Source organism: Sphingobacterium sp. CZ-UAM, assembly GCF_002000245.1.
Lineage (GTDB): Bacteria > Bacteroidota > Bacteroidia > Sphingobacteriales > Sphingobacteriaceae > Sphingobacterium.
Window position 1 is genome coordinate 890,504 of the sequence record NZ_MTCM01000001.1, and the last position, 24,472, is coordinate 914,975.

A 24,472-nucleotide genomic window follows, 5' to 3' on the forward strand; every position below is an offset into this window, starting at 1 on the left:
TTGATGATGTAAAAAGTGCCAAATGTCGGTGCTTTTTGTAAATTTGTACAAAACTACGAAATGCTACGATTAATACTGAATCTACTTGCTGTGATTTTTTTATTTGGTTCATGTGTCAGACCAGAAGAGAAGGATATTATCTCACAAAGCAAATTTGTAGATGCTTTGACAGAAATTCAATTGATAGATTCATATCTCAATATCTTGCCCATTGATAGTGCACGCAAAGTGATGGTGCCTTTGTACCAGGTAACTTTTGATAAATACGGACTGGACTCTGTGTCTTTTAAGAGGAACCTGGACTATTATGGTAAAGATGCGGAGGTCATGTCGGCTATTTACAAGAAAGTGGAGGATAACCTGAACAAAGAGAATAAATTTTATACGGATATCGAACGCAAAAAGCAGGATTCTATCCGTACAAGAGACTCTATTGTCAATGCACGGATCCAGGATAGTACAAGTCGCGTGATGCGACAACAGCAACAGTATCAGGAACGTATTGATGCTCTTATCCATTACAAACCAAGTAAGGAAAAGTTCAGTTTTAAAGAGGCTTCGTTATTGTTTAACAAAAATTTCCAGCAGAAAACAGGTGTTAGTTTGGATAGTTATTTAATGAATCAGCTATCTACTGGTGGTTCAATCTTACCAATTGGATCAGCGGCACCTACTTCGACAGGGAATCCTGTGTCCCAGCCAACAACACCTGGCACGGCAGCAAAGGACACTGCAAGGTTACCAAAACAAATGGAGCAGAAGCCCGCAGAACCGCTTCTTACTCCGCCACAGACCTTAAAGCCTGTGTCAAAACTTTAACCATCAAAGAATATAATTTTATGGTATATCCATTAAATGCGATAGATAAGCTCGGATTTTTCGAGATAAAAGATAAAATAAAACAAAAATGCCTGAGCGAATCAGGTCGAGAATTGGTCGAAAAAATTCAACCCCAAACTCGCTTTGATCAAATAGATCGTTTTTTAAGGCAGACGAGTGAATTCAAAGATCTTCTTGTCAACGATGCAGCATTTCCAGTCGAAAATTTTTTCCCCTTAAAGTCCATTATTGAAAAGGCGCGGGTGGAAGGTGCTTTTCTTCTTGAAGAAGAATTTTTCAGGGTCTTGTTGTCCCTGAAAACTGTTTATGCCATCATCCGCTATTTTAACGAAAGGGAAGGTCTCTATCCGAATCTCGAGGTATTATTCGAGCATTTACCGATAGAGAAAGGAATCATTCGTGATATTGAAATGGTCATCGACGAGCGCGGAAAACTCAAAAATAATGCTTCCCGCTTACTGCTTGAGATCAACCAGCAAATACAACGCGCGGAACAAGATGCCCTTAAACGCATAAACAGTATTTTCAAAAATGCACAGGACAACGGTTGGACAGCGGATGGCAATTTGACTGTGCGCGATGGGCGGCTATGTATTCCTATTTTGGCTGAAAACAAAAGGAAACTTAAAGGGCTAATTCACGATGAATCCGCTACAGGGCAAACTGCTTATATTGAGCCGGAAGAAGTATTTCAACTCAACAATAAAATTAGGGATCTTGAGTTTGAACGCAGGAGGGAGGTTATCCGGATACTCGTGGAACTTACGGATAAAGTACGTCCACATCTTCCGTTATTACTGTCTTATCATGGCTTATTGACTAAAGTCGATTTCGTTAGGGCTAAAGCCCTTTTTGCCTTGGACATCGAGGCGGAGATGCCTGAACTATCTAAAGAAGCTGAAATCAACTTGGTTAATGCTCGTCATCCGTTATTGCTGCTCAACGAACATCATAAAGGCACTGTAGTTCCATTAAACATACAGATCGATCAGTTGCAACGTGTTATCGTCGTATCTGGTCCAAATGCCGGTGGTAAGTCTGTCTGTATGAAGACAGTGGGTTTACTACAGATCATGGCGCAATCGGGTTTATTGATCCCCGCTGAACCAACAACGAAAATCGGAGTTTTTAAGCAAATTTTTGCTGATATTGGTGACGATCAATCTATCGAAAGTGATCTCAGTACCTATAGTGCGCACTTGTCTAAAATGAAGTATTTTACAGAATTTGCCAATGGACGCACGTTGGTGCTTATTGATGAATTCGGTACTGGAACGGACCCTTTATTTGGTGGGCCGATTGCCGAAGCCGTATTGGAAGCGTTGAATAAAAAGCAGATCCGGGGCGTGGTAACAACACACTACTCAAACTTAAAGGTGTTCGCGAGCAATACCTCAGGGCTGGAGAACGCTTCCATGTTATTCGACAACCGTGAGATGCGCCCGATGTATATCCTTCAGGTCGGCAAACCGGGCAGTTCTTATGCTTTTGAAATCGCTCAGAAAATAGGCTTAGGCAGAGAAATTCTTGAATCTGCCAAAGGCAAAATTGGTGTGCAACAGAAAAAGGTAGACACCCTGTTGATCGATCTTGAACGGGAAAAGAAGGAAGTATTTGACACGAAAGTTGCCATTAATAAAAGAGAAAAAGAACTTGAATCTCTTAAATCGGAATATTTAGAGCTACAAAGTTATCTGGAAGAGAATAAGCGGGTTATCCTGAAAAAAGCGAAAGAGGAAGCACAGGAAATTATCAAAAATTCCAATAAATTAATTGAGAATACGGTTGCGCAGATTAAGTCAGTGAAAGCTGACAAGGAGAAAACCCGTGAATTACGTAACAATTTGGATCGGGCTTTAAAAGCCGTTTTACCGAAAGAACAGGCGGCTAAGCAAGTCATAAAAGAAAAAACAACAGATTCCTCGGAACTAAGTATAGGCGACTGGGTGCAAATCATTGACAATGGCGCTGAAGCACAGATTGTTGAAATAGCAAAAAACAATTTGATTCTTGCCCTGGGGGAATTGCGTACAGTACAGAAACGAAAAAATGTCATTAAGCTCGAAGGGAGAGAAAATAAGAAATCCGCTAAAAGTTTATCGAAGTCGTTATCGGCTGGAACGGTAGCGGATTTTAATCCGGAGATTGACCTCCGTGGTATGCGAACTGAAGATGCACTGCATGAATTAGAAAAAGTACTGGATAGGGCCGTTATGGTAGGCTATCCATCCTTAAAAATTATTCATGGCAAAGGGGACGGTATTTTGCGAAAATTCATTCGGGACTATTTACGTAAATACAGCCATGTCAGCCGGTTTGAGGATGAACATCAAGACCGCGGTGGTGATGGAATAACCTACGCTTATTTATAGGAAAAGAGAGCTCCCATTATTTAAATGGGAGTTTTTTATATTATCGTCCAACAGCACTTAAAATGGAAAGCATTATTGATTTTTTGAGTAGTAAGCCTTTACTAAATGCCCTAACTTCGATTTTGTGTGGCAGTTTAATCGGCTTTGAGCGTGAATACAGAAATAAATCGGCTGGATTCCGTACAGTGGTACTGATCTGCTTTGGCTCTGCCATGTTCACGATTGTATCCTGTTTATTTATTGGCAATAGTACGGATCGGGTTGCTGCCAATATCGTTACAGGTATCGGTTTTATAGGAGCAGGAGTTATATTTAAAGGTAAATTATCAGTCAGTGGCCTAACTACTGCAGCTGTTATCTGGGCCACAGCCGGGATTGGAATGTTTGCCGGATTGGGCGAATTAGTTTATGCAATCTCCTTCGCCATTTTTATGGTGCTTATCCTTGCGCTTTTCCAACGGATAGAAGTATTATTATCGCGTTACTATCTAGTGCGTTCATTACATATCAAATTTAGTTCGAATGAATTTTATCATCTACATGAGTTTGAACAAATGGCGATGGATTTTAAAATTAAAGCTTCACGCCGTGTAATCGAGAAAATTAGTGGAAAACTGGAAGTAATGTATGATATTTCCGGAAAAATGACAGATTTAGACCGTTTTAATCAACAGCTCGCAAGTTCACTTGTAATTGATGAGTTTTATTATAATAAATAAAACCCATCAATTTTTTCAGGATAAAATCAAACTGTTAAGCTGTCTGGTCTTTGCCACCAAAGGTGATCATTACCATACCCACAATAATAACAAACATACCGACTACCTGCTGCCAACTAAGTGGGCTTTTGAAATACAACGCCATGGCCAGCTGGACAGTTAAAAAAGTCCCGCCTGAACACAATGCAATAACTATAGGCTGCGAGACATTTTTAAAAAGTTGGATAAGAAACCAGCTTGCGGAAAGCAAAATAATATTTCCAATAATCAACGCAGCCCATTTATACTTTGGATGAATTCCACCTAGTTTAAATAGGATAGAGGATACAATCTGGCAAGTCCAAAATGCTGCGAAATAAAGATAGTTTAACATAATTGCTACTATTCGTATCTACTGTAAGCACTGTTAAATGATTGACGCATTAAAGCAAACTGATCTAACACACTTTTAAGAAATTCCTCATCAAGTAATTCAAAGACACCATTTACGCCGCCTATGATATCAACTTCTGCAATTTTATAGGATTGCTCCAGATTTCCCTGTTCAAATTTGATAATGAATTTCTGGTTCATTCCAAAAATGGAAATCTTGCAATCAGGATGGGGGAGTTCCGCTATTAATCTCATGTAATCTCTTGTTTTAAAATTACCATAAAAGTATAAAAAAACGCCCAAATGAAATACATTTGAGCGTTCAGGATTATGATATGATTAGAAAAAGGCTGATTATACTACTCCCTGAGCTTTCATGGCGTTGGCTACTTTAATAAAGCCGCCAATATTGGCACCTTTTAAGTAATTAACAAAGTCGCTTTCTTTGCCATATTTCAAACAAGTCTCGTGAATGCTTCCCATAATTGTTTTTAGGCGACTATCTACTTCTTCAGTACCCCATTGTGTACGGATCGAATTTTGAGACATCTCCAAGCCACTGACGGCAACTCCGCCAGCATTTGCCGCTTTTCCGGGAGCGAAACTGATTTTAGCATCCAAGAAGACCTTAATGGCTTCGGCAGTAGAAGGCATATTAGCACCCTCTGCTACGCAAATACAGCCATTTGCCACTAGTGCTTTTGCGTCAGACTCATCCAGTTCATTTTGTGTCGCACATGGTAATGCGATATCACATTTAAATTGCCAAGGCTTTTGTCCAAGTAAAAATTGTGCATTTGGATAACGGGCAGGGTATTGATCCAAATTGCGACCTAAAGTTGCCCCAAAAGCCATTTTTTCAGTATCAAAACCATCTGGGTCATATAATGTACCTAGGCTATTGGACACGGTAATTACTTTTGCACCTAATTGCATTGCTTTTTCAACCGCGTAGAATGCAACATTTCCCGCACCTGACACTGTAGCTACTTTTCCTTGTAGCGATTGTCCCTTATGCTTAAATATGCAGTCTACGAAATATAAGAGACCATATCCAGTAGCTTCCGGGCGGATATAAGAACCGCCCCACAATTCACCTTTACCGGTCAAAACTCCAGTAAAATTGTTCTGAAGACGCTTAAACTGTCCGAATAGAAAGCCAATCTCACGACCGCCAACCCCAATATCCCCAGCAGGAACGTCTGTATCCGCGCCAATATGGCGGTATAATTCAGTCATAAAGCTTTGGCAAAAACGCATAATTTCATTATCTGATTTGCCTTTAGGATCAAAATCAGAACCTCCTTTACCGCCACCGATTGGTAAGCCTGTTAAACTGTTTTTGAAAACCTGCTCGAAAGCCAGGAATTTCAAGATGCTCTGATTCACAGAAGGAGCGAAGCGAAGTCCGCCTTTATATGGACCAATGGAGCTATTCATCTGTACACGATACCCACGGTTTACCTGCACTTCATGATTGTCATCCAACCAGGTTACACGAAAAGAGATAATACGTTCAGGTTCAGTAAGGCGCTCTAGAATCTTTTGATCGAAGAATTCAGGATGATTGTTTGTGATATAAGGAAATAGATCCTCTGTAACTTCTTTTACAGCTTGTAAGAATTCTGGTTCATTCGGATTGCGTTTCTCAACGCTCGCAATGAACTCGTTAAAATTTTTTGACATGTTTTAATTAGTAAAATTTCCCTTTGGCTGGCACTAATTTATGTGTTTTTTAATAAAAAACCAATTTTCATTCATTATTTACAAAAATTTAGTTGGTATAATGAAATTTCAAATTCTTTATAATATGCTTGTTTGTGTTTGACTGTAGCGATTTTTAGTGAAAATTAGATCATTTGAGTATTTTATTCGATAATACGGTTAAAAAAAAGAATCATTTTCGTTTTTACAACGAAATACATAAAATATAGCATTTTATTATGTAATTCTGGTCGTAATAAATTTTAATTTTTATAAAAGCTTATGAATTAACCATAAGTTATTCAATTGGATTGGTTTGGACATATATAGACGCGATTGGAAAGAAGAATAAAAATGGCTATGGTAATATTTCAATACAATTGTATTAAGTATGTTGTGAAACAGGGAGGTTTAAAAGAATTATTATTTAACATAATATAAATTATAATAACAATAGACATTGCGGGATCTAAAAGATTTATAGACTTACATACTTTATATAAAAAAAGGAATCCGAGCTTTTCACCCAGATTCCTTAATAAATATTTAGGTTGAATATTTACAGATTAAAAATATAATTAATCAACAGCCTGTATCATCAAAGCGCCAACAGTTAGATTAGTCCTTGGATCGATGATGATTGCTTGTGAATTTGCAGAATTTTCGGCTTGCAGATCAAACACAAGATTTTCTGCTGATTTAATAGCTATCCGGCCAATATCATTAAGCTTGATAGTTTCATCAAAAACTTTTTCCTGTGTATTGATATCAAATTTATAAAGCACATCAACTATCTTTATTTTTGTGAGTTTACTATGGCTCTGAACCAAGTAAATCTGTTCCGTATCCAAAGGTTTGTTATCAAACCAGCATACATTTGCCTGAATATTACGTTCAAATTTTGGTTGCTTTTCAACGTTTGCAATTGTATCGCCGCGACTGATATCCACATCATCCGTTAAATGAAGAATAACTGACTGTCCATTTTCTGCACGCTCAAGTTGTAGGCCATTAAATTCTATTGCTTTTACAGTGCTATATGTTTCCGAAGGATAAATAATCACCTGATCGCCAACAGCAAGCCCCTCTCCCAACACTCTGCCAGCATATCCCCTATAATCATGCAGATCATCCGTTTGTGGTCTTACAACCCATTGCACCGGGAATCTCCAATTCGCGGCCTGATTTTCATGGATTTCAACGTTTTCCAAATAATCCAAGAGTGATTCTCCTGAATACCAGAGCATACGATCAGATTTATGAACGATATTATCCCCCTTCAATGCGGATACTGGGATAAAGTCAACATCCTGAAGTCCTAGATTGGCAGCCAATTGTAGATAATCATGTTTGATTTGTTCAAAAACAGTGGCGCTATAGTCAACCATATCCATTTTATTAACACAAACCAGTATTTGTTTCATTGCTAATAATTTAGCAATGAAGGAATGTCTTTTTGTTTGCTCAATGACTCCCTTCCGTGCGTCAACTAAGATGATAATCAATTCGGAATTTGAAGCACCGGTAACCATATTTCGCGTATATTGGATATGTCCAGGAGCATCTGCGATGATGTATTTTCGATTATCTGTCTGAAAATATTTATAGGCAACATCGATCGTTATTCCTTGCTCACGTTCTGCTTTTAGTCCATCCGTTAAGATCGCTAAATCTACGGTTCCATCGTCATTTTTCCTATTCGCGCGTTGTATCGCTTCCAATTGATCGTCCAAAATAGAATTGGTATCATATAGCAGTCGACCTATCAAGGTACTTTTACCATCGTCTACCGAACCAGCTGTTATAAATTTCAATATATTCATTGTTGTCAATATCAAGTATTAAATTGGGGTTGAAGAATTAAAAATAACCCTGTTTTTTACGCTCTTCCATTGCTGCTTCAGATACTTTATCATCCATACGTGCTCCACGTTCACTAACTGTCGAAGCCTTGATTTCCGCGATGATATCATCGAGTGCTTTGGCGGTGGAATCTACTGCCGCGGTACAGGTCATATCGCCCACAGTTCTGAAACGAACAGATTTAGTCTCAACAACATCCTCATCATCAATATTCAAAAAGGGTGCAGCCGCCATTAATTGCCCATTCCGGGTAATTACTTCCCGTTCATGACTAAAATAAATGGATGGTAAGGCTATTTGCTCGCGCTTGATGTAATTCCAGACATCGAGCTCCGTCCAGTTTGAAATTGGGAAGACGCGCACATTTTCGCCTTTGTTGATCTTGCCATTAAAAATGCTCCATAGTTCTGGTCTTTGTCTTTTCGGATCCCATTGCCCAAATTCATCACGAACTGAGAAAATACGTTCTTTTGCGCGTGCTTTTTCCTCATCCCGACGAGCGCCACCGATACAGGCATCAAAACCGTATTTGGAGATTGTATCCAATAAGGTTACCGTCTGAAGCGCGTTACGGCTTGCATTTTTGCCTTTTTGCTCAACTACCTTGCCCTGATCTATGCTTTCTTGTACATAACCGACAATTAGCTTTTCGCCGATCTCTTCAATTATGGAATCCCGGAAAGCAATTGTCTCGGGAAAATTATGCCCTGTATCGATATGAACCAATGGAAAAGGAAATTTACCTGGCCTAAATGCTTTTTTTGCCAAATGAACCAAAGTAATGGAATCTTTTCCGCCTGAGAATAATAACGCTGGCTTTTCAAATTGTCCGGCGACTTCCCTTAATATATATATTGCTTCCGCTTCTAAATGATCTAAATAGTCCATTTTTTGAAATAATAAAATTAAATTTAATGAATTTGGATGTACAATTTTCAGGATCAAGATTTAACCGCATGTAAACCACATTCTTTTTTACTCTGATCTTCCCACCACCATCTTCCTGCCCGGAAATCCTCACCTTCCTGAATAGCCCTTGTACAGGGTTGGCAACCTATGCTCGGAAAGCCTTTGTCGTGTAAGACATTATAGGGTATATATTGTTCCTGACAATACTTTTTCACCTGTTCAAAAGTCCAGTCAAATAAAGGATGGATTTTAATGATATCGTTAACCTCATCATATTCTATAAAATCCATATCATGCCTATTAGCTGATTGTTCGGAACGGATACCCGTAATCCAAATTTTCTTTCCTTTAATCGCGCGTTGTAGTGGTTCAATTTTCCTGATCCGACAACATTCCTTACGGTTTTCAACAGATTCATAAAAGGAATTTGGTCCGTTTTTACTGATAAAATCTTCCAGTAATGTGGTATCCGGTGTATATGTTTTGATATTTAATTGATATCGTTCGAGTGTACGGCTCCATAAGGAGTATGTCTCTTTGAACAGTCGGCCGGTATCGAGTGTGAAAATATCGATTCCGATATTATTTTTGCCGATCCATTCAGTAATAATCTGATCTTCTATCCCAAAGGAAGTTGAAAAAACAACTTCTGAGGGATACAATGACGCAATTACCTGTAGCATTTCCGCCCCTTTTTTACCGCCAATAATTTCTTTAATTTCCTTAACGTTCATGACGTAATATATTTTTGGTATGTTCGTTCAGTTTCTTGACTTTAAATTCAAAGTCTCCTCTCAGCTGTTCACGATATTCGCTCATCAGTGAAAGTGTTTCGTCGATTTCCTCGGGTAACAGATCGTTGAGCAGTTCCTTAACCCGTTTTGCGATCGTTGGTGATTTGCCGTTGGTGGAAATCGCTACTTTCAAATTACCTTTAGTAACAATAGATCCCAAATAAAAATCACAGAGATCTGGTTTATCCGCCGCATTAAAAAGAATATTATGAAGGGATGTTAGCTTACGCAGCTCATCATTCAGCTCCATATTATTTGTCGCAGCAATAACAAGTTGTTTATTTTCAATGTCACTCGCCTCAAATGGTCGGATATAAAGTTGCACATGGGGATAAATCTCGAGCAATTGCTTAAACTCCGGAACGATCTCTTTCGCGACAACTGTCAGTTGCAATGTCTCGTCGTTGGCGATCAGTGCCTGGAATTTTTCCAGCGCAACTTTTCCTCCTCCAATTAATAAAGTATGGACCTGGTCAAGCTTGACGAATATGGGAAATAGGTGATTCATCTTTATAATGCAAGCGCTTTTTCTTTAATCTGTTGAAACGACCTGTGTTTGGCGACCACTTCACCGATAATAATAATAGCTGGCACTCCGATTCTCTTTTCAGTAGACTCGTCGAGGATATTATCAATTGTACCTAACACAACCTTTTCATTAGGCAACGAGCCATTCTGAATCAAGGCAATTGGCAGATTATGAAGATTTTTATCTTTATAAATGTTCACAATCTCCGCTAATTTTCCATAACCCATCAAAACGACTACGGTCGCATTGGAAGCTGCAGCTAGCTGTAGGTCGTTGGATAAACTACCATCAGATTTTGAACCTGTTATTACCCAAAAACTTTCACTGATCCCTCTGTAAGTTAATGGGATTTGTTGTAATCCTGTCAGGCCAATCGCTGACGAAATACCCGGTACGACTGCCGTTTCAATACCGTATTGCGCCACATAATCAATCTCCTCACCACCTCGTCCGAAAACAAAGGGATCCCCGCCTTTCAGACGCACCACATGTCCATAATTTAACGCATAGTCAACCAGTAGACGATTGATCTCATCTTGTGATGTCGAAAGCTGTTCGGCACGTTTTCCAACATAAATCTTTATACAATCTGCTTTTGCATAATCCAATAATTCATCATTGACCAGGGCGTCATATAAAATAACATCCGCTTTCTGGATCGCTTTGATGCCTTTTAGGCTAATCAACTCCGGATCTCCCGGCCCTGCGCCTACTAAAGTTACTTTTGCTTCTATCGACATTCCATTCCCTCCTATGCCAATACAGGCGTTAAATTTTTACGTTGGTAAACCTCATTGATAAACTTGGTGGCTTCTTGAAGATAGCCCGTTGCAAAGCCTTCAGTTGGTTCGTTTTTACTGATTTGTAAAACAAGTTCTGGGAATGTTTGGCTAAAATTATATTCTCCAGATTCCACAAAATGTGTTTGGAACTCGTTGATGACTGTATTTTGCGTGCTCGCGCTGATACCTTTATCTAATAGTAAAGCTTTCGCTGCCTGAACAAAGGCATTGTATGCATGATAAATAGCGTCAGAGAATTTCGCTTCCTGAAAGGTCTCGTTTGCCCATTGCAATTTTTCTTCTGCTTCATAGATCAATGTTGCCACCAAATCGATCACCACTCCGGCACATTCGCCCACACCTATTGCTGTTTGGAAAGTCCCTTCATGGCCCCAATCCACAAATTCATCTTCAGCAAGCGTCGTCAGATCCGACAGCGGTTTTAATAGATTGTAAAAGTAATTTTTACCCTGTCTGTCGTAATAGGCATGGAAGTTCTCAGCGTCTTCAGCATTCTTCTTGTAATCGTTTAGCACTAAATCAACGACATGCAATACCCGTTTGGTTGGTACTTTGATAATCCGTTCCGCTACTCTACCCTCGCCGTCACCGATTGTACCGCCACCAAGCATAACCTGTGCAGCAGGTACGACCTTGCCATCTGCTTTAACCGAGCTGCCGTGGAAGCCAATATGTGCCAGTCCGTGTTGACCACAGGAATTCATACAGCCGGAGATCTTAATTTTCAAATCCCTGTTGAAGACAAAATCCTGGTGAAATTCAGCGATATAGGATTCAATGACCCGGGCCATTTCGGTGCTATTGGAGATACCAAGGTTACAGGTGTCTGTCCCTGGGCATGTTGTTACATCCGCTGTACTATCAAAGCCGACCTGGGCTAGATCAAGTGATTTGAGCAATTGATATATATGCGGTAATGATTTCTCCGTGGCATATTTCAAGAGCAGGCTTTGGTTTTGGGTTATCCGTATGTCATCCGCAACGAGATTTTTTAATCCAGCGACCAATGCCCGCGCTTTATCAGTACCTATATCACCTGTTGAAACCCGTACATAGACACCATAATAACCTTCCTGCTTTTGTCCAAATGTATTCGTATTCTTCCATATCTGATAGTTTAGATCTGTATCTAGGTCCAAGGCAGCTACCTGGCTGTCATCTGGAGGCAAGGGCTGTTCAATTTTCGTCCGGTCAATAGGGGAAGTCTTTACTTTTGTAGCGATTTTTTCCGCTTCGATTAAATTCAGTACCTCTTCCAGGCCAAGTTTTTGAATAAGATATTTAAAACGTGCTTTATTACGGTTGTTGCGTTCGCCATATCGGTCAAACACTCTTAGCGTCGCTTCTATATATGGGATAAGTTCATCTTCCGGAAGAAATTCATTTGTTAAAGACGCCAAAAATGGTTGCGACCCTAGTCCACCACCGAGCAGCACTTTAAAACCGCGCACTTCTACCCCATCAATATATTTCAATTTTGGAATAAAGCCCAAGTCATGGATATAGGAAAAAGCAGTATCCTCTGCACTTGCCGAAAACGACATCTTGAATTTTCTACCCATCTCCGCACAGACTGGATTACGTAGAAAGTATTCAAATGTAGCCTGGGCGTAAGGTGAAACATCGAAGGGTTCTTTCGGATCAATACCCGAAGTTGGTGAAGCCGTTACGTTGCGAACAGTATTGCCACAGGCCTCCCTTAAGGTAATATCATCCTCGGCTAATTTTGACCAAAGTTCTGGTGTGCGATCCAGACTGACATAATGAATCTGAATATCCTGACGTGTAGTCAAGTGCAGGTTGCGGCTCGCGTACTCATCTGATATTGCCGCGATTTTGATCAATTGCTTAAAAGTAACTTTTCCAAATGGAAGTTTGATACGAACCATCTGAACCCCTGGTTGTCTTTGTCCATATACACCTCTGGCGAGACGCAGTGATCTAAATTTCTCATCAGCGATCTTACCTTCGTGAAATAATCGAATCTTTTTTTCAAGTTCAATAATCTCCTTTTCCACGACTGGATTTTCTAATTCTGTACGGAAGCTTTGCATAAAACAAATAAAATCTATTGATTTAGTATTCTTTTCTCGATGTCAAATGTAAAAATATTTTTTTAATATTCTATAATATCTACCAAATTAATATATATTTGCCCTATAAAATTTAATATACTAAACCTGTAGACTAATGGGTGTAACGATAAATAGATATTTGATACTTCTGATTTTTAGCTTTATAACGGTATTTAAAGTCACATCCTGCGCTCCAAAGGTAAAGAATGGATATAGTAAAGAGCGTGGATTTGAAGGAAATATTTCATTATCCGGGGCCTTTGCCCTCTACCCGCTAGCGGTAATCTGGAGTGAAGATTTTAAAAAGATTCATCCAAATGTGCGTTTTAATATATCTGCAGGTGGTGCGGGCAAAGGAATTGCCGATGTGCTAACAGGCATGGTAGACATTGGCCTTGTGTCAAGGGATCTACATGCCCAAGAGATAAAAAAAGGTGCAGTTCCCATTGTCGTTGCTAAAGATGCCGTGATTTGCACATTAAACCCCGGTAATCCGAATTATAAAGCGCTGTTGAAAAGAGGCTTAACACAAGAGGAACTTGCGGGTATTTTTGTCAGTAGAAAATTTAAGACATGGAATCAGATTGATTCTCAATTTACCGCAGATCCGATTAATGTGTATGTACGTTCGGATGCTGCAGGAGCTGCAGAAACCTGGGCCAAGTTTTTTGGACATAAACAGGAAGACCTACAAGGTGTTGGCATCTTCGGCGATCCGGGCATCGCCCAGGCCATTAAAGATGATGTATTTGGTATAGGTTTCAATAATATTAATTATGTCTATAATTTAAAGACAAACAAAGTATTTGATCGTATTGATGTGTTGCCATTGGATTTGAACAAAAATGGACAGATTGAAGCAGATGAGCAATTCTATGGGTCTTTATCAGACCTGACTGAAGCAGTTGCGACAGGCCGATACCCTGTTCCACCGGCCCGTGAGCTGACATTTGTTACACGGAATAAAACAGAGTCACTGCTCTTGAAGGAGTTTATCTCATTTGTGCTGCAAAAACAAGCGCAATCACAGCTGTTAAAAAATGGTTATGTGCCTTTAACTGAAACACTGATCAATAAAGAACTAAAAAAGTTATAACATGCTCAATATACGTCTAGTCAAGGATACTTTAGTAAAGCGCTCCACATTCATATTGCTGCTGATATCGCTGTCAGTTGTGCTGATTATTGCGGTTGGTTTAACCGTAAAATCCATCCCATTGTTTGAATATAGCAATGTATTTCAGTTATTGACAGATAAGGTATGGGCGCCAATGAAGGGTTCATTTGGATTTCTGCCTTTTATCGCGGGTACGCTCGCTGTCACATTGATATCGCTGGCTATTGCAATACCACTGTGTATTTTGACAGCAGTCTATCTGACTGAATATGCTTCTGACGCATTGAAAAATATGATGCTGCCTCTTGTCAATGTTTTGGCAGCCATACCGCCGGTATTATATGGTGTTTGGGGCGTGTTATTTATAGTTCCCTTGATCCAGCTTTATATTGCTCCGGTTTTTGGTGTGGTGACATCAGGCTATTCGGTCTTAGCTGGGGGGATTGTATTGGCGGTCATGATTTTTCCGATTATGATTTCGATTATGGTTGAAGTGCTCCAAACAATTCCATATGAATTGAAAGCAGCTTCTTTGTCCTTGGGAGCAACGAAATGGGATACCATAAAACATGTTATTCTCAAAAAAGCCAAACCCGGTATCATTGCCGCTATCGTCTTGTCTACCTCTCGGGCTTTTGGAGAGACGATTGCCGTATTAATGGTTTGTGGAAACGTGCCCAAGGTGCCTACATCTATATTTGACGCAGGGTATCCCATTCCGGCCTTAATCGCTAACAATTTTGGTGAGATGATGTCCATTCCACTTTATGAGTCTGCATTGATGTTTTCAGCACTATTGCTATTTGTCATCATATTTGTTTTCAATTTAATATCACGTCTGATATTGAGGCGTCTTGAAGGAGGTTTAGATGGATAATACCAAGAGAAGGTTATTGAGCGAAAAGATCGCAAAAGGCTTTATGCATTTATCGGGAATTACAGTAACTGCTTCGCTATTTTTCATTGTAGGCACGATACTTTATAAAGGTCTTCCCTATCTCAATTGGGAGATGGTTAGCCAGTTGCCCAAAGGTGGATTTTACATCGGCAAAGAAGGTGGAATTCTAAATGCCATATTAGGATCATTATACCTAGCGGGTGTAGCGACCGCTCTATCCGCTTTGATCGGCATTCCGATTTCGCTTTATCTCAATATTTATTTGGGGACAAAATCCCGAATAACGCAGTTCTCAAAACTTTTGTTTGATGTGCTTTATGGTGTTCCATCTATTGTTTATGGGGCTGTGGGTTTTGGGATTATGGTTTATTTTGGCATTAGGGCTTCCCTATTGGGTGGTATCATCACGGTGACGTTATTAACGATCCCTATTGTCGTGCGCACAGTAGACGAGCTGATCAAAACGATTCCTGAAGACCTGAAAAATGTCACCCTTTCCTTGGGTACAACACGTTGGGAACTTGCAAAGGTCATGCTGCGGAGTATTCGTGCCGGACTATTGACAGCCATTCTATTGGCTTTCGGGAGAGCTATTGGTGATGTTGCTGGTGTATTATTGACAACTGGATTCAGCGACAATTTGCCCAAATATATTGACGAGCCCGCAGCAACACTTCCTTTGGCTATATTTTTTCAGCTAAGTAGTCCAATTCCTGAGGTACAGGGACGGGCATATGCTTCCGCCTTGGTTTTAACAATCATTATTTTAATTATCGTCGTATGCACGCATATCCTTCAATCGAAACAAAAGAATCGTCGTTAAACAGTCCTTTGACTGATCCTCACATTCAGATCAAGGATCTCAATGTATATATCGATGGGAGACATATTTTAAAGAATATTAATCTTGCCCTACCCAATAATAGTGTAACCTCCATTATCGGCCCTTCAGGTTGTGGTAAAACCACGCTTTTGAAAACACTTAATCGACTGGTTGACGATACAAAAGGTGTCGAAATCACGGGGTCAGTACTTGTTAATGGTGAGGATATTTATGGTAAGGATGCCGAGGTAACACACATTCGTAAGAAAATGGGGCTATTGTCCCAAAAGCCTTATCCGCTACCAATGTCTATCTACGATAATGTTGCTTATGGTCCGCGTATACATGGCATCAAGAATAAAAAAGAACTGGACAAGATTGTGGAGACGCAGTTGCGGAATGTAGCCTTATGGGATGAGGTCAAAGACCGTTTGGGACAGTCTGCAAGCGGTCTTTCGATTGGACAGCAACAACGGCTCTGTTTGGCGAGGGGACTTGCAGTGGAGCCTGAAATTATACTCGGCGATGAATCGACTTCTGCATTGGATCCATTATCTACAGCAAAGATTGAAGAATTATTGATCGAATTAAAACAGGATTATACCATTGTTCTGGTGACGCATATCTTGCGGCAGGCCCGGAGAGTATCGGACTATATCCTTTTTGTTTATGGAGGCGAAATCCTTGAATTTGGCCCTACTGAACAAGTGTTGTTAAATCCGCAGCATGAGATCACAAAACAATATGTAAAAGGTTTTATCTCTTGATAGAATTCCCCATTCATTCTTAATAAAAGTCGAAGATTTATACTGGATGGCTCTTCGACTTTTATTCTTTTACAAGCTCTTGCCAATTCGTTATCTTAGGTCAAACAAGTCATCGACCCCCAATATCTTTTTAGATGTAAACCCTTCAGCATACTTTGCCTGGATATAACGGCCAAACTCTCGCGCTCTGGCAGCAGTAGATTCCATAAAATCTGGATTGGAGATGTACGTTTGTGGCTCGTCGGGATTGATATTTTCACCGGTATAAAATTGTGTTTTGTAGGCCAGGATTGACTTTTCCTTTACGGTATAGTAATCCGTAATATCAATGACCACGTCGGGTTTAATATAATAATCCTGCACAAACTGCAATACTAGCCGCGGGCGAAAAGCTTCTTGAGTCTGGTTATTACTGTCTCTGGTCTCCACTTTTCTTAAGCCAGAAAGAAAGCAGGCTTCAGTGACAAGTTGCCCTGCCCTGCCATGATCGGGATGGCGATCTGTGATCGCATTCGTGATGACGATTTCAGGCTGGTATTTTCTTATCGCAGTTATAATTGCCATTTTTTCCGCTATGGCATTTTCAAAAAATCCATCTCTCAGGCCAAGGTTCTCGCGTGCCGCCAATCCTAGGATAGCTGCTGCATCTTTTGCCTCTTGGGCTCTGGTTTCGGCTGTACCACGTGTACCCAGCTCACCTTGTGTCAGGTCTACAATTCCTACTTTTTTTCCTTCGGCTACATATTTTGCCATTACTCCGCCGGCTCCTAATTCTGCGTCATCGGGATGTACGGCAATGACAAGTAAATCTAGTTTTAGCATATTTATCTTTTTATTCTTTTTAAAGGCTCCAAGCTTAGCAAAATCGATTAAAACTTACAGTTCATCTGCTGTATTAACGGTCATCTTAAAGACAATCTATACATATGGGATGTACTGTTTGTGAGCCGAGGCCAAAGGTAGGAAGTTTGTGGCTTACTCCGCTAAAAGCCGCTCGATATTACGACAAATTTTACTTGACAATGGCGAAGTCGTGGGGTAATAGAAATCGACAACTTCCCCTTGTCTGTTGATTAGATATTTGTGGAAGTTCCAGGAAGGTTTGCTATTTATATGGCCGTTCTCCGCTTTATTTGATAGAAAGCTGTATAAGGGAGTCGTATAGGTACCGATGACATGGCTACGTTTAAATACTGGAAAACTGACCTGTTGGTTTATCCTGCAGAAAGTCTCTAATGTAGTGCCTGTCAGGGGTTCCTGGTTCCGAAAATTGTTGGACGGAAATGCCAGTACCTCAAATCCCTTTTCCTTATACTTCTGGTAGAGCTTTTCCAGCGATTTAAACTGCCTTGTGAACAGGCACTGACTTGCTGTATTGACGACCAACAAAACCTTTCCTTCAAAATCGCTAAGAGATTTCGTGGTTCCATTGAATTGCAAAGCATCAAAGTCATAGATCGTTTTCATATTGTTTTAATTTAGGTGCTACATGACGATCTCCATCCTCGCTCTTAAAATACCTTCGTAAATGATGTCTCTAGATATAAAGGAGCCCTTACATCACCGGTTTGGGTCTCGACTTCTCAAATTCACGGATAATATTTTCGATTTCAAAGTCCTCTTTTGGATCGTATGTTGATTTTAGATTATGCCCGAAAATTTTAGCAACCCCCTGGTAAAAAAATGCGGAGATTCCCCCTTTCATTTCCTTCACCATTTCATAACCGGTATGACCTGTATAGCGGTCTATTAGTTTTATAAGGATTTTACCTTGGGAAATTGTCATGTTTTTAATTTCCCTATTAAACATTTGTTTCACATCATTCTCACAGCTCTCCACCAAGATCTCTTGTTCCTTTTTGTTGGACGTCATGGCTAGGTCACGATCTAACTTATCATACCTTTTTTGCGCATAGATTGCATAGGGAAGCACCTTTAATACATTTCTTCTAAAGCGTAAATATTCCCGTCGGGCTTCCTCACTGGACCATACCCTTTTTCTGATAATAACCACTTCAGGAATGGGAAACCAAGGTAATACCTCCCCCGAAGGCAAGGTTGTAGTCATATAATCAGTCACTGTCTCCTGGGCTCCTTCACCATACAATGGAAGAACAAGAGACTGAGTCTGTGCCATACCCGACAAAGTCCCAAGAAGAAAAAGCAACAAACCACCTACTATTGTCTTCATCTGAATGACTGGATAACTCTTTTAATTTGTCAATGCTATTATATTTTGGTAAATTTATTACAAAATAAGTTAGCTTGATAATCGTATTCGAAATACATTAACTAAATTAAACAAAAATACTCAAAAAAACATCATTTACCTGCAACGTTTATGAAAGATTATGTGATTGATATAGAGGCAGAAAACAAAGAGATAAGAAAACGCTACCGAGCATTATTGCGCGCTTGTAAGCCTACGTTACAGCGCGGTGATAAGCAAGAGATTCGTAAAGCTTTTGATTTGGCATTGGATAGCCATAAGGAAATGCGGCGCAAATCAGGAGAACCTTATATTTATCATCCTATTGCGGTGGCGCAAATAGCTGCGGAGGAAATCGGACTGGGAACGACCTCCATTGTATGCGCTTTGCTTCATGATGTTGTTGAGGACACCAATGTAACTTTGGACGAAATCGAGGAAATGTTCGGAAAGAAAGTTCGTCGCATTATTGATGGATTAACTAAAATTTCCGGAATATTCGATCCCAATAGTTCGATGCAGGCTGAGAATTTCCGTAAAATGCTGCTTACCCTTGCAGATGATGTGCGTGTTATCCTTATCAAATTGGCTGACAGGCTGCATAATATGCGGACCATGGAATTTATGGCAAGGGATAAGCAGCTAAAGATTGCTTCCGAAACCAGTTACCTGTATGCCCCTTTGGCACATCGCCTGGGGCTGTATGCCATTAAATCCGAATTGGAAGATCTATCCATGAAGTTTACAGATCCGGATACCTACAAATTTATTGCCCGTAAACTGAATGAGAAAAAAGCTGAACGCGAGAAATTCATCGGTGATTTCATAGGTCCTATTAAAGAAATTCTGGAAGAGCAAGGGATTAAAGCGGCTGTATTTGGAAGACCCAAGTCTATCCACTCGATCTGGAACAAGATGCGTAAAAAATCAATCCCTTTTGAAGAGGTATATGATTTATTTGCCATTCGTATTGTTATCGATGCGGTGGATGAGAAGGAAAAAACCGAATGTTGGAAGGTGTATTCTATTGTTACAGATTTGTATCGCCCCAATCCGGACCGTTTGCGCGATTGGATTTCCTCCCCCAAAGGAAATGGTTACGAATCCTTGCATACTACAGTGATGGGACCTAAAGGCCAATGGGTAGAGGTACAGATTCGGACCAAACGGATGAATGAAATTGCGGAGAAAGGCTTTGCGGCACACTGGAAATACAAAGAGTCCAATTCCGATTCAGGTCTGGATCAATGGATCAAAAAAGTACGTGATGTACTCAGCAGTCCTGACCAGAATGCCATGGATTTCGTGGATGACTTCAAGATGAACCTGTTCTCAGACGAGATATTTATTTTCACACCAAAAGGCACATTAATCCAATTGCCCAACAATGCAACGGCCTTGGACTTTGCTTTTGAGATCCACTCCGATATAGGCGCAAGTTGTATCGGAGCCAAAGTGAATCATAAGTTGGTTCCATTGAGCCATGTTTTACAGAACGGAGATCAGGTGGAGATTATCACTTCCAGCAAGCAGTCACCAAAAGAAGATTGGCTTAATTTTGTTGTTACCGCAAAAGCCAAATCAAAAATTAGGTCTTCCCTTAAAGAAGAAAAACGGCGAGTAGCAGAGGATGGCAAGGAAATCCTTGAGCGTAAATTGAAGTCGTTGAAAGTAACCTACAATACCGATAATATCAACAAGATTGCTAATTATCTGAAATATCCAAGTTCTCAGGATCTTTTTTATAATGTAGCAAAAGGAATTGTTGATATCAAACAATTGCGGGAGTACGTGGCCCATGAGAAAGCCGTTGAAATCAATGTGGGGTCACCTTCTGGTAACCAGTTTAATAGCCATATTGGTGGTCTGGTAGAGAAAATAAATAAAAAAGAATTCGATACCATTCTTATTGGGGATGATATGCAAAAAGTTGACTACACCCTAGCACCTTGTTGCAATCCGATTCCGGGGGATGATGTTTTTGGCTTTCTGACTGTCAATGATGGGATCAAGATTCACCGTACCAGTTGTCCCAATGCATCTAAATTAATGGCCAATTACGGATACCGTATCCTAAAGGCACGATGGGCTTCTACAAAAGACTCTGCATTTCTGACAGGTTTGCATATCGTGGGGATCGATGATGTTGGCTTGGTGAACAAACTTACTACTGTTATTTCCCAGGAGTTTGCAGTCAATATCCGCTCCCTGTCCATATCCAGTAACGATGGTATTTTTGACGGAAATATCATGGTGTATGTCAATGACACGCAGCAATTGGAGAGCTTGATGAAAAATCTCAAACAAGTAAGAGGTATAACAGGAGTAAATCGTTATGAATCTGAAAATTAATCAAATGAATATCACAATTTAGAATTACTATCAAATGTCAATCTAAATTGGTAAATTTGTACAAGAATATTTTTACTATGAATCAAGCTGAAAATTTTGCAACTGTAAAAAAAATCTTTGAAGCATACTTAGAAAATAAAAATCTAAGAAAAACTCCGGAACGTTATGCGATCTTGGAGGAGATTTATTCACGTACTGATCACTTTGATGTGGAGTCTTTGTATATCCATATGAAGAACAAAAAATACAGGGTCAGTCGTGCTACAGTTTATAATACCCTCGAACTCCTGGTGTCTTGTGATTTAGTCACCAAACATCAATTTGGCCGTAACATGGCTCAATTCGAAAAATCTTATGGCTTCAAACAACACGATCACGTGATTTGTATCGAATGTAATAAGGTTGTTGAATTTTGCGATCCACGTATCAATCAGATCCAGAGTCTTATGGGAGACTTATTGAAGTTTGACATCAAGCACCATTCTTTAAATTTATACGGTGTGTGTCAGGAATGTCAGGAAAAAAATAAAAAAGAAGAAAGCGTAGCTCAAGAAGCTATTTCAAATTAATCTTATATTTTTGTTAAATATAATAGTACATTTGTTCAGGAATGTTCAGGAGAAAAATTCCTGAACATTTTATTTTTTTAATGAGTCTATTTTTATTAATAACATTTTAATTACTATACTTTAAAAGCTATGCAAGTTGATGTGCTTTTGGGCTTACAATGGGGTGACGAGGGTAAAGGTAAAATCGTAGACGTATTTTGTCCAAAATACGATTTAATCGCTCGTTTCCAAGGCGGCCCTAACGCCGGACACACGTTGGAATTTGATAACAAAAAATTCGTGCTCAACACAATTCCATCTGGTATCTTCAATGAAGGTACACTAAATCTTATTGGTAATGGAGTCGTCATCGATCCGATTATCCTAAAAAGAGAATTAGACAACCTTAAGACAGCTGGTTTTGATCCGGTGGGTAAAGGCAATTTGGTATTAGCGCGCAAAGCACACCTTATTTTGCCGACACACCAATTATTGGACGCTGCTTCAGAATCGAAAATGGGTGCTGGAAAGATTGGGTCTACATTAAAAGGTATCGGTCCAACCTACATGGACAAGACTGGCAGAAACGGTTTACGTGTAGGTGATACGACACTTCCAGATTTTCAGGAGCGTTACCAAAAGTTGAAAGAAAAACACTTGAATATCCTTTCTCACTATGGGGAAATTCCTGATTTCAGTGAAAAAGAAAAAGCGTTTTTGGAAGCAATTGAATTCATTAAGGCCATTCCGCATGTGGATTCAGAGCATTTGGTTAATCAGTATCTGAAAGAAGGCAAACGCGTATTGGCGGAAGGCGCTCAAGGTACCCTGTTAGATGTGGATTTCGGTTCTTATCCATTTGTTACTTCATCAAATACAACTACTGCTGGAGCTTGTACCGGTCTTGGTATCGCTCCCAATAAAATTGGTAAGGTATACGGTATTTTCAAAGCTTATGCAACCCGCGTAGGTGGAGGTCCCTTCCCTACTGAACTTCATGATGAGACTGGTGAAAAACTACGTCAACTGGGTCATGAGTTTGGCGCTACAACAGGACGTGCCCGTCGTACAGGATGGATTGATATCCCAGCATTGAAGTATGCGATCATGTTGAACGGTGTAACCGATCTGATCATGATGAAGGCCGATGTATTGGATACCTTCGATAAGATCTACGCTTGTACACATTATAAATATAATGGTGAAGTGATCGATTATATGCCATATGAGATTATCACACATCAGGCAGAACCAATCTTGGAAGAAATCCAGGGATGGAAACAAGATTTGACCGGTATCACTTCTGAGGCTGAGATTCCTGAGGCATTAAGTAACTATATTTCTTATTTAGAGAAAGCTCTCGAAGTTCCTATCACGATTTTGTCGGTAGGTCCAGATCGTAAACAAACATTGGCTTTATCAAAATAAAATATGCGGATCGAAAGTTTTGATCTTCTCGATTCTAAAGATAAATTTCATCAAAAAGCCCTGCACTGGTCAGGGCAATTTGATGAAATTTCTTTCTTTAATAGCAATGGGTCGCCAGACCAGTGGGGACGATTCGAGAGCGTGCTGGCGGTGAAAGCCTTACATTCTTTTTGTGCGGATGATAACGTCCTCGACCAATTGCAACAGTTCCTGGGAAAGCATCAATATGGTTTTATACCTGGATTTCTATCCTATGATCTCAAAAATGAGATTGAAGTATTACAGACTAGCGCAGAAGATAGACTCGGATTTCCGGCCGCCTATTTTTTTGTTCCGGCAATTACGGTCAGTATAACGGAGAGGCAGGTGAAGATCCAGGCGGATGATCCCGCAGCAGTTTATCAGTCCATCTACGATACCATAATCCCACGCACAGATACGCCTGTAGCTGTTCACATAAAGTCCCGGTGGACAAAAGAAGAATATCTTACTGCTTTTGATAAAGTACAACAGCATATTCAGCGCGGCAATATCTATGAAGTCAATCTATGTCAGGAATTTTTCGCTGAGAATGCACATATTTCTCCGATCGAGGTTTATCTAAAATTGAACGCTATATCACCTACACCGTTCAGCAACTTTTTTAAACTTGGCTCCCATTTTATCATGAGCGCTTCCCCCGAACGATTTTTGGCAAAAAGAAAAGGCAAGCTGATCTCCCAGCCTATCAAAGGTACTGCTAAAAGAGGGTGTACGGAACAGGAAGATCAGGATATCATTCATCGTATGCTCCAGTCACAGAAGGAGATTGCCGAAAATGTGATGATTGTGGATCTCGTCCGAAATGACCTAACACGAAGCGCTCTGCCCGGAACCGTTGAAGCCACACGTTTGTTCGAAATCCAGTCTTTTAAACAGGTACACCAGATGATATCTACGATTACCTGTATGCAAGACCCTGAGGTGTCTAATATGGATGTATTTAGACATACCTTCCCTGCAGGATCCATGACAGGTGCCCCGAAGATTGCTGCTATGCGCATTTGTGATCAGATTGAAAGCTCCAAAAGAGGTGTCTATGCAGGCTCGATAGGCTATTTTGATACGGTTTCTGATGAATTTGATTTCAATGTTGTGATCCGTTCACTTCTATACAATCAGCGCGAAAATTACCTCTCCTTCCATACAGGTGGGGCCGTTACCAACCAGGCATTAGCAGAGCAAGAGTATCAGGAATGTCTTTTAAAGGCTTCTGCAATCTTACAGGCGCTCAACAGCAGGTTGGAACAATAAAACTATACTAATTTTGTAGAGAATATTTTTTGCTTCAACTATTTTTTCGACCTTTGT

At 40.0% G+C, this 24,472-nt stretch carries 23 protein-coding genes; 11 read left to right on the forward strand and 12 right to left on the reverse strand.

From position 1 onward, the window contains the following. Positions 1–60: 60 nt before the first annotated feature. The 3 genes from BWD42_RS03835 (at position 61) to BWD42_RS03845 (ending at position 3,931) form a co-directional block, all read left to right on the forward strand. Positions 61–819, forward strand: a complete 759-nt coding sequence (locus tag BWD42_RS03835; protein ID WP_077433291.1) for a DUF4296 domain-containing protein — start codon at positions 61–63, stop codon at positions 817–819. Between the two features lie 20 nt (positions 820–839). After that, the gene (locus BWD42_RS03840) at positions 840–3,212 is read left to right on the forward strand and encodes an endonuclease MutS2 (RefSeq protein WP_077433293.1); all 2,373 of its coding nucleotides are present in this window, start codon (positions 840–842) and stop codon (positions 3,210–3,212) included. A gap of 62 nt (positions 3,213–3,274) precedes the next feature. Next, positions 3,275–3,931: an MgtC/SapB family protein gene (locus BWD42_RS03845; RefSeq protein ID WP_077433295.1), complete on the forward strand. Its 657-nt coding sequence runs from the start codon at positions 3,275–3,277 to the stop codon at positions 3,929–3,931. A 34-nt stretch (positions 3,932–3,965) separates the two neighbouring features. Here the strand turns inward: BWD42_RS03845 and BWD42_RS03850 are convergent, their stop codons facing one another. The 9 genes from BWD42_RS03850 to BWD42_RS03890 form a co-directional block, all read right to left on the reverse strand. Then, the gene (locus tag BWD42_RS03850; RefSeq protein ID WP_077433297.1) at positions 3,966–4,304 is read right to left on the reverse strand and encodes a hypothetical protein; all 339 of its coding nucleotides are present in this window, start codon (positions 4,302–4,304) and stop codon (positions 3,966–3,968) included. Positions 4,305–4,312: 8 nt separating this feature from the next. Beyond that, positions 4,313–4,558 carry a hypothetical protein gene (locus BWD42_RS03855; protein ID WP_077433299.1) on the reverse strand — a complete coding sequence of 82 codons (246 nt, stop codon included), beginning with the start codon at positions 4,556–4,558 and terminating at the stop codon, positions 4,313–4,315. 99 nt (positions 4,559–4,657) lie between these two features. Then, a complete protein-coding gene (gene gdhA / locus BWD42_RS03860) occupies positions 4,658–5,989 on the reverse strand; it encodes an NADP-specific glutamate dehydrogenase (protein WP_077433301.1) in 1,332 nt (443 codons plus the stop codon). Positions 5,990–6,585: 596 nt separating this feature from the next. Beyond that, entirely contained in the window at positions 6,586–7,830 is a 1,245-nt protein-coding gene (locus BWD42_RS03865; RefSeq protein ID WP_077433303.1) for a sulfate adenylyltransferase subunit 1, read from the reverse strand. 37 nt (positions 7,831–7,867) lie between these two features. Then, a complete protein-coding gene (gene cysD / locus BWD42_RS03870; RefSeq protein ID WP_077435745.1) occupies positions 7,868–8,758 on the reverse strand; it encodes a sulfate adenylyltransferase subunit CysD in 891 nt (296 codons plus the stop codon). Between the two features lie 53 nt (positions 8,759–8,811). Beyond that, on the reverse strand, positions 8,812–9,513 hold the full coding sequence (locus BWD42_RS03875) for a phosphoadenylyl-sulfate reductase (protein ID WP_077433305.1): 702 nt from the start codon (positions 9,511–9,513) through the stop codon (positions 8,812–8,814). Beyond that, positions 9,503–10,081, reverse strand: a complete 579-nt coding sequence (locus BWD42_RS03880) for a bifunctional precorrin-2 dehydrogenase/sirohydrochlorin ferrochelatase (RefSeq protein WP_077433307.1) — start codon at positions 10,079–10,081, stop codon at positions 9,503–9,505. Before BWD42_RS03880 ends, BWD42_RS03875 begins: the two co-directional genes overlap by 11 nt. Positions 10,082–10,083: 2 nt before the next feature. Beyond that, positions 10,084–10,842 carry a uroporphyrinogen-III C-methyltransferase gene (gene cobA / locus BWD42_RS03885; RefSeq protein ID WP_077433309.1) on the reverse strand — a complete coding sequence of 253 codons (759 nt, stop codon included), beginning with the start codon at positions 10,840–10,842 and terminating at the stop codon, positions 10,084–10,086. 11 nt (positions 10,843–10,853) lie between these two features. Further along, positions 10,854–12,959, reverse strand: coding sequence for a HEPN domain-containing protein (locus BWD42_RS03890; protein WP_077433311.1), 2,106 nt, complete (start codon positions 12,957–12,959; stop codon positions 10,854–10,856). Between the two features lie 136 nt (positions 12,960–13,095). Between BWD42_RS03890 and BWD42_RS03895 the strand changes: the two genes are divergently transcribed. Genes BWD42_RS03895 through BWD42_RS03910 form a run of 4 tightly spaced genes read left to right on the forward strand, consistent with a single transcriptional unit; the run spans position 13,096 to position 16,585 of the window. Then, the gene (locus tag BWD42_RS03895; RefSeq protein WP_077433313.1) at positions 13,096–14,076 is read left to right on the forward strand and encodes a PstS family phosphate ABC transporter substrate-binding protein; all 981 of its coding nucleotides are present in this window, start codon (positions 13,096–13,098) and stop codon (positions 14,074–14,076) included. A gap of 1 nt (position 14,077) precedes the next feature. Beyond that, a complete protein-coding gene (gene pstC, locus BWD42_RS03900) occupies positions 14,078–14,974 on the forward strand; it encodes a phosphate ABC transporter permease subunit PstC (protein ID WP_077433315.1) in 897 nt (298 codons plus the stop codon). Continuing rightward, entirely contained in the window at positions 14,967–15,818 is an 852-nt protein-coding gene (locus tag BWD42_RS03905; protein WP_077433317.1) for a PstA family ABC transporter permease, read from the forward strand. The genes pstC and BWD42_RS03905 overlap by 8 nt, the downstream gene beginning before the upstream one ends. Continuing rightward, positions 15,776–16,585, forward strand: a complete 810-nt coding sequence (locus BWD42_RS03910; protein ID WP_077433319.1) for a phosphate ABC transporter ATP-binding protein — start codon at positions 15,776–15,778, stop codon at positions 16,583–16,585. The genes BWD42_RS03905 and BWD42_RS03910 overlap by 43 nt, the downstream gene beginning before the upstream one ends. A gap of 90 nt (positions 16,586–16,675) precedes the next feature. Here the strand turns inward: BWD42_RS03910 and bshB1 are convergent, their stop codons facing one another. The 3 genes from bshB1 to BWD42_RS03925 form a co-directional block, all read right to left on the reverse strand. Continuing rightward, a complete protein-coding gene (bshB1, locus tag BWD42_RS03915; RefSeq protein WP_077433321.1) occupies positions 16,676–17,407 on the reverse strand; it encodes a bacillithiol biosynthesis deacetylase BshB1 in 732 nt (243 codons plus the stop codon). Positions 17,408–17,560: 153 nt separating this feature from the next. Then, positions 17,561–18,052, reverse strand: coding sequence for a glutathione peroxidase (locus BWD42_RS03920; RefSeq protein ID WP_077433323.1), 492 nt, complete (start codon positions 18,050–18,052; stop codon positions 17,561–17,563). Between the two features lie 88 nt (positions 18,053–18,140). Beyond that, positions 18,141–18,776: a DUF4294 domain-containing protein gene (locus BWD42_RS03925; RefSeq protein WP_077433325.1), complete on the reverse strand. Its 636-nt coding sequence runs from the start codon at positions 18,774–18,776 to the stop codon at positions 18,141–18,143. A gap of 150 nt (positions 18,777–18,926) precedes the next feature. On the opposite strand from BWD42_RS03925, the gene BWD42_RS03930 reads away from it, so the two are divergent. From BWD42_RS03930 to BWD42_RS03945, 4 genes are all read left to right on the forward strand, one after another. Further along, entirely contained in the window at positions 18,927–21,146 is a 2,220-nt protein-coding gene (locus BWD42_RS03930) for a RelA/SpoT family protein (protein WP_077433327.1), read from the forward strand. A 77-nt stretch (positions 21,147–21,223) separates the two neighbouring features. Next, positions 21,224–21,715 (forward strand): Fur family transcriptional regulator, encoded by a 492-nt coding sequence (locus BWD42_RS03935; RefSeq protein WP_077433329.1) that lies wholly within the window; start codon positions 21,224–21,226, stop codon positions 21,713–21,715. A gap of 129 nt (positions 21,716–21,844) precedes the next feature. Beyond that, complete coding sequence (locus tag BWD42_RS03940) at positions 21,845–23,122, forward strand: adenylosuccinate synthase (protein WP_077433331.1); 1,278 nt, start codon at positions 21,845–21,847, stop codon at positions 23,120–23,122. Between the two features lie 3 nt (positions 23,123–23,125). Continuing rightward, a complete protein-coding gene (locus BWD42_RS03945) occupies positions 23,126–24,415 on the forward strand; it encodes an anthranilate synthase component I family protein (RefSeq protein WP_077433333.1) in 1,290 nt (429 codons plus the stop codon). The last annotated feature ends 57 nt before the right edge of the window (positions 24,416–24,472 follow it).

Bases quoted from the DNA above. Each gene is read 5' to 3' on its own strand.
- BWD42_RS03835 (WP_077433291.1), top strand. From the start codon at position 61: ATGCTACGATTAATACTGAATCTACTTGCTGTGATTTTTTTATTTGGT.
- BWD42_RS03840 (WP_077433293.1), top strand. From the start codon at position 840: ATGGTATATCCATTAAATGCGATAGATAAGCTCGGATTTTTCGAGATA.
- BWD42_RS03845 (WP_077433295.1), top strand. From the start codon at position 3,275: ATGGAAAGCATTATTGATTTTTTGAGTAGTAAGCCTTTACTAAATGCC.
- BWD42_RS03850 (WP_077433297.1), bottom strand. From the start codon at position 4,304: ATGTTAAACTATCTTTATTTCGCAGCATTTTGGACTTGCCAGATTGTA.
- BWD42_RS03855 (WP_077433299.1), bottom strand. From the start codon at position 4,558: ATGAGATTAATAGCGGAACTCCCCCATCCTGATTGCAAGATTTCCATT.
- gdhA (WP_077433301.1), bottom strand. From the start codon at position 5,989: ATGTCAAAAAATTTTAACGAGTTCATTGCGAGCGTTGAGAAACGCAAT.
- BWD42_RS03865 (WP_077433303.1), bottom strand. From the start codon at position 7,830: ATGAATATATTGAAATTTATAACAGCTGGTTCGGTAGACGATGGTAAA.
- cysD (WP_077435745.1), bottom strand. From the start codon at position 8,758: ATGGACTATTTAGATCATTTAGAAGCGGAAGCAATATATATATTAAGG.
- BWD42_RS03875 (WP_077433305.1), bottom strand. From the start codon at position 9,513: ATGAACGTTAAGGAAATTAAAGAAATTATTGGCGGTAAAAAAGGGGCG.
- BWD42_RS03880 (WP_077433307.1), bottom strand. From the start codon at position 10,081: ATGAATCACCTATTTCCCATATTCGTCAAGCTTGACCAGGTCCATACT.
- cobA (WP_077433309.1), bottom strand. From the start codon at position 10,842: ATGTCGATAGAAGCAAAAGTAACTTTAGTAGGCGCAGGGCCGGGAGAT.
- BWD42_RS03890 (WP_077433311.1), bottom strand. From the start codon at position 12,959: ATGCAAAGCTTCCGTACAGAATTAGAAAATCCAGTCGTGGAAAAGGAG.
- BWD42_RS03895 (WP_077433313.1), top strand. From the start codon at position 13,096: ATGGGTGTAACGATAAATAGATATTTGATACTTCTGATTTTTAGCTTT.
- pstC (WP_077433315.1), top strand. From the start codon at position 14,078: ATGCTCAATATACGTCTAGTCAAGGATACTTTAGTAAAGCGCTCCACA.
- BWD42_RS03905 (WP_077433317.1), top strand. From the start codon at position 14,967: ATGGATAATACCAAGAGAAGGTTATTGAGCGAAAAGATCGCAAAAGGC.
- BWD42_RS03910 (WP_077433319.1), top strand. From the start codon at position 15,776: ATGCACGCATATCCTTCAATCGAAACAAAAGAATCGTCGTTAAACAGT.
- bshB1 (WP_077433321.1), bottom strand. From the start codon at position 17,407: ATGCTAAAACTAGATTTACTTGTCATTGCCGTACATCCCGATGACGCA.
- BWD42_RS03920 (WP_077433323.1), bottom strand. From the start codon at position 18,052: ATGAAAACGATCTATGACTTTGATGCTTTGCAATTCAATGGAACCACG.
- BWD42_RS03925 (WP_077433325.1), bottom strand. From the start codon at position 18,776: ATGAAGACAATAGTAGGTGGTTTGTTGCTTTTTCTTCTTGGGACTTTG.
- BWD42_RS03930 (WP_077433327.1), top strand. From the start codon at position 18,927: ATGAAAGATTATGTGATTGATATAGAGGCAGAAAACAAAGAGATAAGA.
- BWD42_RS03935 (WP_077433329.1), top strand. From the start codon at position 21,224: ATGAATCAAGCTGAAAATTTTGCAACTGTAAAAAAAATCTTTGAAGCA.
- BWD42_RS03940 (WP_077433331.1), top strand. From the start codon at position 21,845: ATGCAAGTTGATGTGCTTTTGGGCTTACAATGGGGTGACGAGGGTAAA.
- BWD42_RS03945 (WP_077433333.1), top strand. From the start codon at position 23,126: ATGCGGATCGAAAGTTTTGATCTTCTCGATTCTAAAGATAAATTTCAT.